This window comes from Massilia haematophila, assembly GCF_042647645.1.
Classification (GTDB): domain Bacteria; phylum Pseudomonadota; class Gammaproteobacteria; order Burkholderiales; family Burkholderiaceae_D; genus Telluria; species Telluria haematophila.
This window is the reverse complement of the sequence record NZ_JBHRVV010000001.1, coordinates 836,855-851,220: the sequence shown is the minus strand read 5'-3', so window position 1 is coordinate 851,220 and position 14,366 is coordinate 836,855. Positions and strand designations below refer to the sequence as shown.

Genomic DNA, 14,366 nt, shown 5'->3' with positions numbered 1-14,366 from the left:
CCGTCAATACGGACGCCGCATGCATACGCAACGCCTGCGCAACGCCCGTTGCGCCCGTGATATTCTTGCGCGATTCGCAATGTGCGCTCCCGGCGGGAGCGCCTTCACAAGGAATCGCTTTGACTATTTTCGCTCCCCGCGCCATGGCGCTGGCCATCGCTTCCACCCTCGCCTTCGGCGCCGCCCATGCCGCGCCGGTTCAAGTGGGGGCGCCAGTGCGCGCCGAAAACGCCTTCCTGTCGCAACAGGACGCCGCCGCCCGTTCGGCGCGCGTATCGAACGTCGCCTACGCGCTCGCATTCACGCTGACCGGCAAGGAGAGCTTCAGCGGCGTCACCAGCGCCAGCTTCGACCTGAAGGACAATGCGGCGCCGCTGACGATCGACCTCGACAAGGCCACCGTGAAACAGGTGACGGTGAACGGCAAAACGGTGGACGCGAAGTACAACAACTGGTTCCTCACCATTGCCGCCGCCGACCTGGTCAAGGGCCGCAATACCGTCGTCATCGTTTACGAGCGCCTGCACAGCACCAACGGCGAAGGCCTGCACCGCATGGTCGACCCGGTCGACGGCCGCGTCTACACCTACTCGCACTTCGAGCCGGCCGCCGCGCACCAGATGTTCGCGGTGTTCGACCAGCCCGACCTGAAGGCGACCTACCAGGTGACCGCCACCGCGCCGGCCGACTGGCACGTGGTCTCGACCACCCGCGAATCGAAGATCGAGCAGGTGGGCGAGATGCGCCGCTGGACCTTCCCGGCGACCAAGAAGCTGAGCCCCTACAACTTCTCGCTGCACGCCGGCCCCTATAAAGTCTGGGAAGACAACAGCGGCAAGTACCCGATGCGCCTGTTCGCGCGCCAGTCGGTGGCGGCCCAGGTGACGCCGCAGGACTGGTTCCGCTACACGAAAGAAGGCCTGGCCTTCTTCGACAACTACTTCGGCATCCCCTACCAGTTCGAGAAGTACGACCAGCTGCTGGTGCCGGACTTCCTGTACGGCGCCATGGAAAACGCCGGCGCGATCACCTTCGCCGAGGGGCGCTTCCTGCACAAGGCGAAGATGACCGACGCCCAGCGCCAGTCGCTGGCCTCGGTGATCATGCACGAGATGGCGCACCAGTGGTTCGGCGACCTGGTCACCATGCAGTGGTGGAACGGCCTGTGGCTGAACGAGAGCTTCGCCGCCTTCATGGGCACCCTCGCCACCGCCGAAGCGACCGAGTTCAAGGACGCCTGGCAGGCCTTCTACTCGGGCGGCAAGCAGGCCGCTTATGCCATGGACCAGAAGGTCACGACCCACCCGATCGAGGTGCCGGTGCCGTCGACCGCCAACGCTTTCGACAACATCGACGCCATCACCTACTCGAAGGGCGCCTCGACCCTGGCGCAGCTGCGCCACCTGCTGGGCGCGGAAACCTTCCGCAAGGGCGTGCACAACTACCTGGTCAAGTATTCGTACGAAAACGCGAAGCTGGACGACTTCATCGGCAGCCTGGGCCAGGCCGCCGGCCGCGACCTGTCCGGCTGGACCCGCCAGTGGCTGTACGAGCCGGGCGTGAACACGATCGCCGCCGATTTCAGCTGCAAGGCCGGCAAGATCGCCTCCTTCAGCCTGAAGCAGAGCGCGAGCCCCCAGTTCCCGACCCTGCGCGAGCAGCGCGTCCAGGTCGCGACTTTCAAGGTCGATGGCGGCAAGGTGGCGCTGGCGCAGAACGTGGCCGTCACCTACTCCGGCGCGACCACGAAAGTAGCGGGCCTGGTCGGCACCGCCTGCCCGGACCTGGTCTACCCGAACTACCAGGACTGGGGCTTCGTCAAGGTGCAGCTCGATGGGCGCTCGTTTGCCACCGCGCGCGCCAGCCTGTCCGGGGTCGAGGACCCGCTGCTGCGCACCATGCTGTGGCAAAGCCTGTGGGATGGCGTGCGCGACGCCAAGCTGCCGCTCAATGAATTCATCGAGACCGCGCTGGCGAATGCGCCGCTGGAGAAGGACTACACCCTGCTGGGCGACGTGCTGGGCAAGGTCGCCGCATCGAAGGAATACCTGGACGCGATGAACCTGAACACGCCGTGGGCACAGCAGACCCGCGCCGCGCTGGAAGCGATGGCGTGGAACGGCGTGCTGGCGAACAAGGGCAACGAGAACTTCCAGCGCCGCTGGTTCTCCGCCTGGCTGGGCCTGGCGAGCACGCCCGCCGCGCTCGATCGCCTGAAGTCGATCCTGGCCGGCAGCACCGGCGTCGAAGGCTTGACCGTCGACCAGGACCTGCGCTGGGCCATCATCAAGCACCTGAACCGCTACGACGTCGAAGGCGCGGCAAGCCTGGCCCAGCAGGAAGCCCAGCGCGACAAGTCCGACACCGGCCAGGCCGCGGCGCTGGCCGCCACGGTCGTGCGTCCGGATGCGCAGGTAAAGACGCAGTGGCTGGGCACCATCGAAGACCTGCAAACCAAGCTGCCGTTCTCGAAGATCCGCACCGCCATGGGCAGCCTCTACCCGAGCGAGCAGAATGCGCTGTCCGAGCAGACCGCGAGCGCGCGCCTGGCGAAACTGCCGGCGATCGACAAGGCGGCCGGCCCGGTCTACATGCGCTCCTACGGCGGCACGCTGATCCCGGCGACCTGCACCCCGCACAGCGTGAAGCGCCTGAGCGCGGCCGCCGACAAGTACCGGGACCTGTCGGCCGGCACCCGCCGCGCCCTGCTCGACGCGCTGCAGGAAGACCAGCGCTGTGTCGCCATCCGGCAGGCGATGACGGCGCCGAAGTAAGCCCATGCGCGGCGGCGTCCCGGCAAGTCCTGCGACCGTGTCGTGGGCACCACTCGTCCTGACGCTGGGCCTGCACCTGCTGCTGGTGCTGGCCTGGCTGCTGCGGCCCGGCGTGCAGGCCCCGCAACCTGCGCCTGGCGAGCGGCAAACCACGCTGGTGATGCTCGCGCCGCCGCCACGACCGGCGCCCGCCGTCGTGCCCAGGCCTACCCTTCCTCCACGGCGCGCACCACGCGTGCGCACGCCGACCACTCCCACGCAGGCGCGTGCCGCCGACACCAGCGAAGCGCAGCCGATCCCTGCGCCCGTCGACGCCGTGACGGAGGCGGCAATGGACGCCACACCGGACGCCGCAGCGGGCCCGTCGCCGGGCGCGCTGCTCGCCTCCGCGCGCCGCATGGCCGGCCGGGTCGACCGCGAACTGGGCAATGGCGCGAGCGCGCTCGGCGCCGCACCGGAGCGCAAGTGGGAACGCTTCGCGGACACGGTGGCCAGCGCCCGCATCGACACCGGCAGCGGCGTGAGCCTGGACAGCTACGTCGCGCCGGACGGCGTGACGGTCTACCGCAAGACCGTGGGCAACCGCGTGCGCTGCTACAGGAGCGGCAGCGTCGGCGGCATCGTTGGCAGCAGCGGTACGGCGGACGGACACTCGGCCGGCAACATCGCCTGCCCGACCGGTGTGCGCTGGACGCGGCTTTAGGGAAGCACTGATTTATTCATGAAGAATAAATCAGTGCTTCCTTGGCCTGCCATCAAAGCTCAGGGCGCCGGATTGCCCGACGGCCGGCACAGCTCGGCCACCCGACGCCAGTCGCCGCTGGCGACGCAGCCGGGCAGCGGCCCCTGGCGCAGCAGGTCCTCGATGTGCAGCGGCGCCATCTCCTTGACGCGCACCTCGCGCTGGATCGGCAGGCAGACCGCGTCGTGCCAGGCGGCGGCGACGCCGGCCGGGGCCGGCAACGGACCGCGCAGTCGCACGGCCGCGGCCTCGCATTCCTGTTTCGTCTCGTAGGCGCCGCGCAGGCTGCTGCCTTCCAGCGTCACTTCCAGGTTCTGCTGCAGGTAGAGCAGCAGGACGATCGTGTACATGGGACCTCCGCGACAGTACAGCCGGGTTCGCTCACCAAGCCTGAGCTGGATCAGGCCGGCTCGGCCGTAGAAGCTTAGGCTGTGCGCTTCGAACAAAAGAGGACAGCAATGCCCAAGCTTATCACCTGGAATATGCAGTCGGCCCGCACCGCGCAAGGCGGCGCCGACCTCGATCGCGTCGTCGCCACACTCTCGCGCTTTTCCCACTTCGATGTTCTATGCCTGCAGGAAGTAGCCTGCGGTTACGAGGCGCGCGACGGCAGCCCGCTCGGCGACCAGTTCAAGGGCCTGGCCCTGCGCCTGCCCGGCTACAACCTGGCCACCTGCACCACGCTCGACACCCTGGCGCCCGAGGGCAGCCGGCGCCGCATCGGCACCATGATCTTCTCGCGCTACCGGATCCTGCAGGTCTTGCGCCATTCCCTGCCCTGGCCGCCCGATCCCGAAGTGATGAGCATGCCGCGCAGCGCGCTGGAAGTGACGCTGCAGACGCCTTGCGGCCTGCTGCGCGTGCTGTCGGTGCACCTCGAGTACTTCTCGCTGGTCCAGCGCATGGCCCAGGTCGAGCGCCTGCGCGAGCTGCACCGCGAAGCCGTGCTGCACGCGCGCACGCCGCGGCCGGGCGAACCCGAAGCCGGCCCCTTCGAGGCGCTGCCGCGCGCCGCCCACGCGATCCTGCTGGGCGACTTCAACATGCTGCCCGGCTCGCCCGAATATGCGCGCCTGCTGGCGCCCTTCGCCGACGGCACGCCGGCGCTGCGCGATGCCTGGAGCCTGACCCAGCCGGGCCGGCGCCACGCGCCGACGGTCGGCCTGCACGACGACAATCCGGACGCGGACGCGCCCTTCACCTTCGATTTCGCGTTCGTCAGCGCGGGCCTGGCCGAGCGCGTCGGCCGGGTGCGGGTGGACGCCGCCGAGACCGGATCGGACCACCAGGCGCTGCTGCTCGAACTGGCCTGAGCCTGCGTGCGGCCGGCCCGGCGGTTAGAATGGCGCTTTGCCGGCGGGCCCGGGCGTCGCAGCAGCGCGCGCAGGCCCACGGCTGACGCCTGAAGGGAACCGACTTGAACTGGGACTATCCGCAACCGTACACCCTGCCGCTCGTGCCGCGTCCTGAGGACATCGACGGGCTGAACCACACGAACAACGCCGTCTACGTCCGCTGGTGCGAGCAGGTCGGCTGGGCCCACTCGGAGTCGCTGGGCTTGAGCCTGGAGGACTACCGGCGCCTCGACCGCGCGATGGCGATCCGTCACGGCGCCTACGACTACCTCCTGCCCACGCTGCTGGGCGAGGAACTGACCTTGGGCACCTGGCTGGTCGGCGGCGACGGCAAGCTGTCGATGGAGCGCCGGTTCCAGCTGATCAGGAACAGCGACGGCGCGACCGTCCTGCGCGGACGCTGGGAACTGGTCTGCATCGACATCAGCGGCGGCCGCCCGCGCCGCATGCCGCCGGAGTTCCTGGCGGCCTACATGCCCCAGGTCGTGCCAGCCTGAGCCATGCATGGGCACGCGTAAGCTACCTTGCGTTTGCTCAAAAGAAACCTTGATCAAACCGGGCCGGGCAGCGGGAGCGCCGGGTGACACTTTGGGAAGCACTGATCTATTCTGACGGATGGGATCGGCATGGAAAAAAGCGGCCGGCAAGGCGCAAACCACAGCCATACCGCGTGGTATGGCTGTGGTTTGCAACGCAGCAGGACGTTTTTTCTCCACGCCAAGACCGCCGTCATGAATAGATCAGTGCTTCCCCAGGTGCACCCTGTTACAAGGAACGCCATGACCGGCCCCGCCAACCGAGCCCCCTTTCGCCGCGCCCATCCGCTCGCCGCCCTGCCGTGTTGCGTGATCCTGCTCGCGCTCGGCGGCTGCCGCTGGGGCGAGGGCTCGTCCGAGCAGCTCGTGGTGCCCGAGGTGGTGCGCACCAACCTGTACGTCGCGCCGAACGGCTCGGACGCCAATCCGGGCACCGAAGCCGAGCCCTTCCGCACCATCAGCCGCGCGGCCCAGGTGGTCACGCCCGGCACTACCGTCTACGTCGCTCCGGGCCAGTACACCGGGGGCTTCCGCACCGAGGTCAGCGGCAGCGCCGAGGCCCGCATCATCTTCCATTCCGTCGAGCGCTGGGGCGCCCGCATCGTGCCGCCGCTCGACTCGCGCACCACCAGCGCCTGGGACAACCGCGGCAGCCACGTCGACATCGTCGGCTTCGACATCGACGGCACCCAGTACCAGAGCGGCAACAAATGGCTGAGCGGCATCCACAACGGCGGTTCGCACAACGTGATCCGCCACAACCACGTCCACCACCTCGGCCTCGACGTGCCCTGCGAGGTTGTCGGCGGCGCCGGCATCGTGGTCGACAGCCTGTACAAGGGCAGCGAATCCGACCTGGTCGCCAACAACGTGCACGACATCGGCCCGGCCAACTGCCGCAGCCACCACGGCCTGCTCATCGGCACCGAGGCGCGCGTGAAGAGCAACCTGGTCTACCGCGTCTCCGGCGCCGGCATCCTGCTCTGGCATGACGCGCACCGGGTCGAAGTCAGCGGCAACACGATCTCCACCTCGGGCTCGGGCATCGTGGTGGGCGGCGGCGACTACCGCCATACCCAGGGGCCGAACGACCACACGGTGGTGGCGAACAACATCGTGTTCGACAACTTGCACGGCATCCTGGAACAGGGCCAGACCGGCGAGAACAACAGCTACCGCAACAACCTGGTGTTCCAGAACGCGGTGGCCGACTGGCTGCTGCCGCCGGGCCGCACGCACGTCGGCACCGTCGCCGCCGAGCCGGCCTTTGTCGAATACACCCGCACCGGCACCCCGGACTTCCGCCTGACGCCGCGTTCGCCGGCGATCGGCCGCGGCGCCGGCGACGACGCGCCCGAGCAGGATTACCAGGGCAAGCCGCGCAGCAAGGCGACCGGGTATGACATCGGAGCCTACCAGCACTAGGCTACAACGCGAACACCGCGCCTGCTTGGGGCGAGCCTCAGGATGCGATCGCTTACGGGCGTGTCCCGCGCGCCAGGTCCCGCTCGACGGCGTCCAGGAAAGCCTCCATGGTCCAGCGCAGGGCGGTCACGGGGATGTCCGGCCGGTAGAACTCGCCGTTGCCGCGTGGGCGGTTCACGTAGAGCTTGGTCGGCACGACCACGCGCGCCAGCCCGCCGGGCAGCTTCTCGCTGCGCACCTCCATGTAGGTCGAATCGGCCGAACTGGGCGCGCCGATCAGCCTGGTGTTCGGGAAGAGCTTGAAGACGTCGATGGCGTCGAGGCAAGCGCTGGCGCAGTTGCCCGGTACGATGACATAGACCGGGCGCGTGAACGGCGGCGGATCGTCCGGCCGGTCGGCCTGCGGATCGGCCGGCGCCTCGCGCGCCCCGGTGTCCAGTACATGGTAGGGCTGCCGGGCCGCCTCGGCCGCCCGCAGGTCGCTTACCAGGGTCTTGAGGCGGCGTTCGAACGACGTTTCTCCCTGCGCCGCGCTTTTTTCCAGCAGACCCTGGAAATGGGCGATGTTGCCGGGCGAAGCGCGGTACCAGACGGCTTCCCTGGCGTCGGACGCATCCGCGCGCCGCGTCACCCGCCCGTCGCCCCAGAGCGCGGCGGCGAAATCCCGGCTCCATTGCGAGTTGCCGCCGCTGTTCAGGCGCAGGTCGATAATGACCGCATCGGCGTCCAGGAAGCGCGCGCGCTCGGCCCGCACCTGCCCATACATCGCCCGGTAAGTCTCGCGCTCCTGCGCGGAAGGCTTGAAGGTCGGCATGGCGACCCAGAACAGGTTCTTGCGCAGCTCGGTCAGGCCGACCGGCAAGGTGTCGCCGGTCACGCTTGCTTCGATCCAGGCGGAGGCGGCATCCGGCATCGGACGCCAGTGCAGGTCGCGCTCGGTCCGACGGCCGTCCAGCTCGAACAGGCAGCGCCGCGGCCTTGGCACGAAGGGATTGCCGAAGTCGAGGAAGAGGTTGGCCGATTCGCTCCACCACTGCCCTTCCTCGGCGATGCGGCCGAAGTAGCCGAAGACCGTTTCTTCCAGCAGCCGCCGCACAGGCTTGCCGTCGCAGGAGACGATGCGTTCGCCCTCGCGCGCCGCGCCATCCTGCGCCGTGTGGACGAACAGGTCGTTGCGCCAGGCGGCGACGAAGCCGGGCCACTGCGTCGGCCGGACCGCGCCGAAGCTGAACGTGGGGTAGGCGCCGGCGTGGCCGTCGCGGATGCGGTTCGAAAAAGCCAGCAGCGTGGCGACATAGCCCGGGCCGTCGCCGACCCGGCTTGCCAGGCCCAGCCCGTGGGCCCTGGCGGCCGCGAGATGGTCGAGGAAGGCGGGATTGTGCGGATCGCGCGCGCCGGCGTGGTTCGCCAGCGTGACCCGGTAAGCCGCCTCGACGTCGCGCAAGGCGGCGGCGCGCCACTGGGCGGGTGTCGCCGGCAGGGCTGGCGCGGATTCGGCGGGCGCAGCAGCAGCAGCAGCAGCAGCAGCAGTGGCGGTAGCAGTGGCGGTAGCAGTAGCAGCGGCGGGCGGCGGCGCAAGGGAAGTCCAGGCGAGCGTCAGGCTCAACAGCAAACGTTTCATCGGGCACCTTCGGGGCGGGGTTGTCGTCGTCCTCGAACCGTGACGTCACGGCAACCCGTACGCCCCGGTGAGCACGACCTTATCCCTGCAACGATACCCGAAACAGTGTTGCTACTTTCTCACCTTTTGTCACAGCCGGGCGAGCGTGGCGGCGGCCTTACAGGATTTCCTGCACCAGCTCGAACGGCCGGCACAGCCGCACGCCCTTGGGCGTCACCACGAAGGGCCGGTTGATCAGCACCGGATGGGCCAGCATCGCGTCCAGCAGGGCCTCGTCCGTGGTGCCCGGGGCGTCCAGCCCCAGCTCGGCGTACAGGCTTTCCTTGCTGCGGATCGCTGCGCGCGGCGTCAGGCCGGCGGCGGCCAGCATGGCCTGCAGTTCCTCCCGGCTGGGCGGGTGGCTCAGGTACTCGACGACGCGCGGCTCGTGGCCGGCGTCGCGGATGGCCGCCAGGGTATTGCGCGAGGTGCCGCAACGCGGGTTGTGGTAGATCGTGATGTCCATGGTGTCGATTCGGTCCTGCCGAAAGCCGGCAATGATCAGTCAATGAAGCCGGCATGATACTACGCCGCCGTCTTACAACAGACGTGGTCTTTTTGCTTGTCGCCCTCCCGCCGCCGCTATAGAATCCTCCGCTTGGTTTTCCGGGAAGTAAGCTTACTTCCTTACAAGAACAGCAAAATACAAGATGACGGCCGGCCAGCCTTTCAGCTGATGCACGGCGCGACGGAGAGAACATGAGCGACCATCTGCTGCGTCCCGCGGCACTGCCCACCTGGTGCCAGCGCACTGCCCTGCGCCTGCTGAACCTGATCGGCTGGAAGCTGCACTACAAGCCGCTGCCCGGTCCGCACGGCATTGCGGTCGTCTATCCGCACACCTCGAACTGGGATTTCCTCGTCGGTCTGCTGGGCAAGTGGGCGCTGGGCCTGCAGTTCCGCTGGCTGGCCAAGGACTCGCTGTTCAAACCGCCGATCGGCGCGCTCATGCGCTACTGGGGCGGCATCGCGGTCGACCGCCGCGCGCCGATGGGCGCCACGCGCTCGCTGGCGCAGAACATGCTGCGCGAAGAATGGTGCTGGGTCGCGATCACGCCGGAAGGCACGCGCGGCTACCGCCCGCACTGGAAGAGCGGCTTCTACCACCTGGCGGTGGCCGCCGACGTGCCGGTGCTGCTGGTCTACATGGACTACCGCGACAAAGTGCTGAGCGTGGTCGACACCGTGCGCCTCTCCGGCGACCAGGACGCCGACATGGCCGCGATCGCCGCGGTCTACGCCGGCAAGCAGGCGCTCTACCCGGAGCTGGCCGCACCGATCAAGCTGGCGCCGCCGCATACCGGCCCGGAACGCAGGAAGAGCGTATAGGCGCCTCACACCCCCAGCTTGCGATCTCAGGCCGCGAGCGCGCCCTTGCGCTCGCGCACGAACAAGGTCTTGTAGTAGATCGCCGTCGCGCGCCAATGGCCGTCGGGCGTCGCGCAATACTCCGGCAATTCGCCGACCCGGGTGTAGCCCAGGCGCTGGTAGAGCGCCTCGGCGCCTGACCCCGCCTCGGTGTCCAGGAACAGCAGGCCGCGCCCCAGCGCCAGCGCCTGCACCTCGAGCGCCTCCATCAGCGCCGTCGCCGCGCCGCCGCGGCGCGCGCCGCTGTGCACCAGCAGCTTCTGCACTTCCGCGCGGTTCAGGCCGTTCGGCTTCTGGCACAGGTCGAGCTGGACGGTGCCGACCAGCACGTGGTCGCGCCAGGCCACCAGCAGCACGCGCGAACCCTGGTCCAGCGCCGCGCGCACCTCGTTCCAGTAGGCATCCGCCGCCGCCTCGTCGATCGTGGCTATGAATCCCACCGATGCGCCATGCGCGACCGCGTCGAGCAGCAGTGCGCGCAGCGGGGCCGCGTGCGCCGCCGCGCCGGCGGCGTCGAGCATTCGGATCTGCATCATCGTTTCCTCCGTTGTTGACGACGGAGAGCGTGCAGGATTCGTGCCTGCCTGTCCAGCAGCGGCAAGGCACTATCGGCCGCCAGCATGCACCGTTCTGGTGCAACGCTATCGTGCATGCACTAGAAACGGACCCCGGCAGCGAGCGCCGCGACGTCGCGGTCGGCAACCTGGTTGTAGTCGCCGCCCCAGCCCGGCAGGTACTGCAGCTCGAGCAGGTAGCGCTGGCGGTACTCGAAGCGCAGCGCCAGGTTGGCCGTCTTGCGTCCCTCGTTGAGCAGGAAGTCGCCGGACCAGCCTTTCACGTCGTGCGCGAAGCTCAGGCTGGCGCTCGCCGCCAGGCCTTGCGCCAGCGCCGGCAGGCGCGCGTCCAGCCGCAGCCGGTAGCCCCAGGCATTCGCCGTGGCGTAGCCGCGCAGGCTGCACTGGCGCGCCGCGTCGCCGGTGGTGACGGCGCAGGCGCCGTTCACCGGGCCGGCGCCGAAGATGTCGGCGCGGCCGTAGCGACGCAACGCCCGGTCCGGCAAATCCGCCGCATGCTTGCCCACCACCTCGGCGGCGCCGGCCAGCGCCACCCTGCCCCATTGCCACTCGTGGCGCGTGCCCAGCTGCAGCTGCGACATCGCATACAGGTCGTAGCCGTGGAAGATGCCGCCCGGCGGCACCGCGTTGGCGTCCGCGCGCAGCAGGGCCGGCATGGTGGCGTTCAGGAAGGGCGGCAGCACGTCGCCCGGGGCCAGCATGAAGGGCTGGCGCGGCCGGTACGAGGCTTCGCCGTAGAAGCTGGCGCGCCCGCGCTGGTGCTGGACGGTGAGCGCGGTGATCGCCAGGTCCTGCGGGTACTCGGTGAAATAGGCCATGTTGCGCCCGTCCGGGTCGCCGGCGACCAGGGCCGGGCCGTTGGGGCGGGTGCTGCGCCGCAGGCTGGGCAGGGCCGTGCGCGCGTTGTAGCGCGCGTGATACAGGCCGACGTCCAGGCCCAGCGCCTGCGACTTCCAGCTTAGTCCAAGGCCGTATTCGGGTCCGTTCACCTCCGGCGTGGGCAGGCGCTTCTGGTAGGCGCCGAGCGGGATGCGGGCACGGTCGCTCACCATCGGCTGACCCGACATCACGACATCGCAGCCTTCGGCCAGGTAGTCGCTGAGGGCCCAAAGCGTGCCGCACATGTCGAGCGCGGTCGGCTTGTGGCGGGTCTGGTAGTACGCCTCGACGCCGAAGGCAGGCGTCAATTCGATGCGGCCGGACAGCATCGGCACGGCCACGCGCATTTCCTGGGGAACGGCGCCGGCCCTACGCAGGGCCGGCAAATCCTTTGGGTTGAGCGCCTCCAGCCCGCCGGGCGTGATGGAACGCTCGCCCCAGTTCAGCGATTGCTGCCCGAGGCGGGCGCTGTAACGCAGCTTGTCGGCCTGGCCGGCATACTGCAGCCAGGCCTCGCCCAGCGCCACGCCGGAAAAGCGCGACAGGCGCGCGGCGCCGGCGTCCGAGAGCGGCGCGGCGGCCGCATAGCCGTTGGCGGCGTTGCCCCAGGGCCGGCCGCGGTCCTCCAGCGCCTCGTCGCGCCAGGCCTTGACCCGCACCAGCGCCGACCAGGCTCCTTCGCGCAGGCTGAGGTCGACGTAGGCCTTCAGGGCCACCGAGGCGAGGTCGCCGCGGCGGTAGTTCAGGTTGGCGTCGTCGGCGTTGCCGCCGGCGCCGTAGCCCGTCAGGCCGATCGCGGCGGCGTTCAGGCCGGTCAGCAGCCGCGGATCCTGGGACTCGACGCGCGCGACGGCGCCGAAGTTCACGCGTCCGCTGACCTTGGTCTCGATGGCGTGGGCCGGCGGCAGGCCGGCCAGCGCCAGGCCAAGGACGGCCGCGCCGCGTGTCAGATGGGAGGAAAAGCCGATGCTGGTGCCGGGTCCCGCGCCCGGTCCCGACGCTAAGCGCGGTGCCATGCAGGCCCCGGCTCAGGGGGTAACGCGTGCCAGCATGCGCTTCCAGAACACCAGCTCGAACAGGCCGGCGGCCGCGAACAGCGCCATGGAATTTTCTGCCTGCCCTGCAATCCACAGGCTCGTGGCGGCGATCGCGCAGCCGACGGTGATGGTACGGTGCATTGCCAGCCTCCTCAGGTTTGTTAGCTGCAGGTAAATACTGCCATAGCACTTAACGCACCGCAATAACCATCAGGCATTTTTGTTGTTAGCCAACGCATCCCAGGCCATCGCCGTGCTCAGGAACACTTGCCCGTTCAGCCGCGCCAGCAAGTCGCTTTGCTTGAGCCTGTCCATCACCGGCCCCTTGACCTCGGCCAGGTGCAGCACGATCGCGCGCGAGGCCAGGCTGGCATTCAGTTCGTTCAGCGCGAACAGCGCCGTGGTGTCGACCTCGTTCACCGCCGACAGCACCAGCACCAGGTCGCGCGTGCCCGGATGCGCCGCCAGCTCGTCCTCGACGCGTTCGTTCACCGCGTCGACGTTGCCGAAGAACAGGCCGGCATCGACCCGCAGCATCAGGAGGCCCGGCGCGGTCTCGGCCGCGTGGCGGGCGATGTTACGGAAATGCTCGGTGCCCGGGATGCGGCCGAGCACCGCGATATGCGGGCGGCTGGCGCGCCAGATCAGGGCGCCCATCGACAGCGCCACGCCGATCACCACGCCGGCCTCGACACCCAGCGCCAGCACGCCGCCGGCGGTGGCAACCAGGGCCGCGGCATCGAGGCGGTCGAAGCGCCAGGCGGTGCGCAGCGTCGTCGTATCGAGCATGCCCAGCACGGCGACGATGATGGTCGCCGCCAGCGTCGGCAACGGCATCAGGGCCAGCCAGCCGGTGGGCGCCACCAGCGCCAGGGCCAGCAGCGCGGCGGTGATCAGGCTGGCCAGCTGGGAATTGGCGCCGGCGGCGAAATTCACGGCCGAACGCGACATGCTGCCGGTGACCGGGAAGCCGCCCGTCAGTGCGCTGCCGAGGTTGGCCGCACCCAGGCCGACCAGTTCGCGGTTGCTGTGCAGCTTCTCGGCGCGCTTGAGCGCCAGCGCCTGCGCCCCCGACATGCTGATCAGGAACACCATGAAGCCGATCAGGAGCGCCGGCTGGAGCAGCGCCTGCCAGTGGCTGGACGATACATCCAGCGCCAGGATCGGCAGGCCGGTCGGCACGCTGCCGGTGGTGTGCACGCCCAGCGCCTGCAGGCCGAGCAGGGGCACCAGCGCGGTGGAGCCGAGCACCACCACCATGGGCGCGAGCTTGGCGCCGATGTCGGCGGCGGTGGCGGGCAGGCCAAGGCGGCGCAGCAGCGGCGCCAGGCGGCTGCGCGCGAACAGCAGCAGAAGCAGTGAACCAAGGCCCAGCATCGCGCTGGGCAGGTGCACGTCGGGGAGCTTGGCGCCGAGCAGCGCCGGCAGCTGGCCGAGCGCGATCACGATCGAGGAGCCGATGGTGAAACCGCTCATCACCGGACGCGAGAAGAAGTTGGCGATGAAGCCGATGCGCAGCAGGCCGCACAACAGCAGTACCGCGCCCGTGATCAGCGCCAGCTGCGCCGCCAGCGTGGCGTACAGCGAGCTGCCGGCCGGCGCCAGCGGCGCCAGCGCGGACGCGGTCATCAGCGAGATGATCGCCATCGGCCCGACCGACTGGGTGGTGCTGGTGCCGAACAGCGCATACAGGACCGGCGGCACGATGCTGGCGTAGATCCCGACCACCGGCGGCAGGCCCGCCACCAGCGCGTAGGCCATGCCTTGCGGGATCATCATCATCGCCACCACCAGTCCGGCGCTGATGTCGCCCGGCAGCATGGCGCGCCGGTAGTGCCTCAACCAGTGCAACATCGTGTTCTTCGTTTCATGCGTGTGTTTCGAAGGCGCAAGGGTAGCATGCCGGACGCTGGCGGTGGTCGGCCTATGTAGGGTGGGCTCTCGAGCCCACGCGCAATGGTACTGCTGCGAACCACCGGAGCGTCCGAAGCCGGCGGCTTTAACAGCGCTGTCTC

The 14,366-nt window shown here is 69.2% G+C and carries 12 protein-coding genes and 1 pseudogene; 6 read left to right on the top strand and 7 right to left on the bottom strand.

Annotated elements, in window-relative coordinates:
- The first annotated feature begins 119 nt into the window (after nucleotides 1-119).
- Nucleotides 120-2,774 (top strand): aminopeptidase N, encoded by a 2,655-nt coding sequence (gene pepN, locus ACFOPH_RS03910; protein WP_379733654.1) that lies wholly within the window; start codon nucleotides 120-122, stop codon nucleotides 2,772-2,774.
- Between the two features lie 37 nt (nucleotides 2,775-2,811).
- Entirely contained in the window at nucleotides 2,812-3,477 is a 666-nt protein-coding gene (locus ACFOPH_RS03905) for a hypothetical protein (RefSeq protein ID WP_379733652.1), read from the top strand.
- Between the two features lie 59 nt (nucleotides 3,478-3,536).
- Here the strand turns inward: ACFOPH_RS03905 and ACFOPH_RS03900 are convergent, their stop codons facing one another.
- Nucleotides 3,537-3,866 (bottom strand): hypothetical protein, encoded by a 330-nt coding sequence (locus tag ACFOPH_RS03900; protein WP_312550938.1) that lies wholly within the window; start codon nucleotides 3,864-3,866, stop codon nucleotides 3,537-3,539.
- A 108-nt stretch (nucleotides 3,867-3,974) separates the two neighbouring features.
- Between ACFOPH_RS03900 and ACFOPH_RS03895 the strand changes: the two genes are divergently transcribed.
- The 3 genes from ACFOPH_RS03895 (at nucleotide 3,975) to ACFOPH_RS03885 (ending at nucleotide 6,832) form a co-directional block, all read left to right on the top strand.
- Complete coding sequence (locus ACFOPH_RS03895) at nucleotides 3,975-4,829, top strand: endonuclease/exonuclease/phosphatase family protein (RefSeq protein WP_379733650.1); 855 nt, start codon at nucleotides 3,975-3,977, stop codon at nucleotides 4,827-4,829.
- A gap of 104 nt (nucleotides 4,830-4,933) precedes the next feature.
- Entirely contained in the window at nucleotides 4,934-5,368 is a 435-nt protein-coding gene (locus ACFOPH_RS03890; protein WP_312550942.1) for an acyl-CoA thioesterase, read from the top strand.
- Between the two features lie 282 nt (nucleotides 5,369-5,650).
- Nucleotides 5,651-6,832, top strand: coding sequence for a DUF1565 domain-containing protein (locus tag ACFOPH_RS03885; protein WP_379733648.1), 1,182 nt, complete (start codon nucleotides 5,651-5,653; stop codon nucleotides 6,830-6,832).
- 52 nt (nucleotides 6,833-6,884) lie between these two features.
- Here ACFOPH_RS03885 and ACFOPH_RS03880 read toward each other — a convergent pair whose 3' ends face one another.
- Nucleotides 6,885-8,453 (bottom strand): S41 family peptidase, encoded by a 1,569-nt coding sequence (locus tag ACFOPH_RS03880; RefSeq protein WP_379733646.1) that lies wholly within the window; start codon nucleotides 8,451-8,453, stop codon nucleotides 6,885-6,887.
- Between the two features lie 160 nt (nucleotides 8,454-8,613).
- A pseudogene (gene arsC, locus ACFOPH_RS03875) lies at nucleotides 8,614-8,958 on the bottom strand (arsenate reductase (glutaredoxin)); the annotation flags it as partial.
- A gap of 233 nt (nucleotides 8,959-9,191) precedes the next feature.
- On the opposite strand from arsC, the gene ACFOPH_RS03870 reads away from it, so the two are divergent.
- Entirely contained in the window at nucleotides 9,192-9,821 is a 630-nt protein-coding gene (locus ACFOPH_RS03870; protein ID WP_379733644.1) for a 1-acyl-sn-glycerol-3-phosphate acyltransferase, read from the top strand.
- A 26-nt stretch (nucleotides 9,822-9,847) separates the two neighbouring features.
- Here the strand turns inward: ACFOPH_RS03870 and ACFOPH_RS03865 are convergent, their stop codons facing one another.
- The 4 genes from ACFOPH_RS03865 to ACFOPH_RS03850 all read right to left on the bottom strand — a co-directional run bounded on the left by ACFOPH_RS03865 (nucleotide 9,848) and on the right by ACFOPH_RS03850 (nucleotide 14,205).
- Nucleotides 9,848-10,396, bottom strand: coding sequence for a GNAT family N-acetyltransferase (locus ACFOPH_RS03865; RefSeq protein ID WP_379733642.1), 549 nt, complete (start codon nucleotides 10,394-10,396; stop codon nucleotides 9,848-9,850).
- A 119-nt stretch (nucleotides 10,397-10,515) separates the two neighbouring features.
- A complete protein-coding gene (locus tag ACFOPH_RS03860; RefSeq protein ID WP_379733640.1) occupies nucleotides 10,516-12,330 on the bottom strand; it encodes a DUF1302 domain-containing protein in 1,815 nt (604 codons plus the stop codon).
- Nucleotides 12,331-12,342: 12 nt separating this feature from the next.
- Complete coding sequence (locus tag ACFOPH_RS03855) at nucleotides 12,343-12,492, bottom strand: hypothetical protein (RefSeq protein ID WP_312554057.1); 150 nt, start codon at nucleotides 12,490-12,492, stop codon at nucleotides 12,343-12,345.
- A 69-nt stretch (nucleotides 12,493-12,561) separates the two neighbouring features.
- On the bottom strand, nucleotides 12,562-14,205 hold the full coding sequence (locus ACFOPH_RS03850; protein ID WP_379733638.1) for a SulP family inorganic anion transporter: 1,644 nt from the start codon (nucleotides 14,203-14,205) through the stop codon (nucleotides 12,562-12,564).
- Between the last annotated feature and the right edge of the window lie 161 nt (nucleotides 14,206-14,366).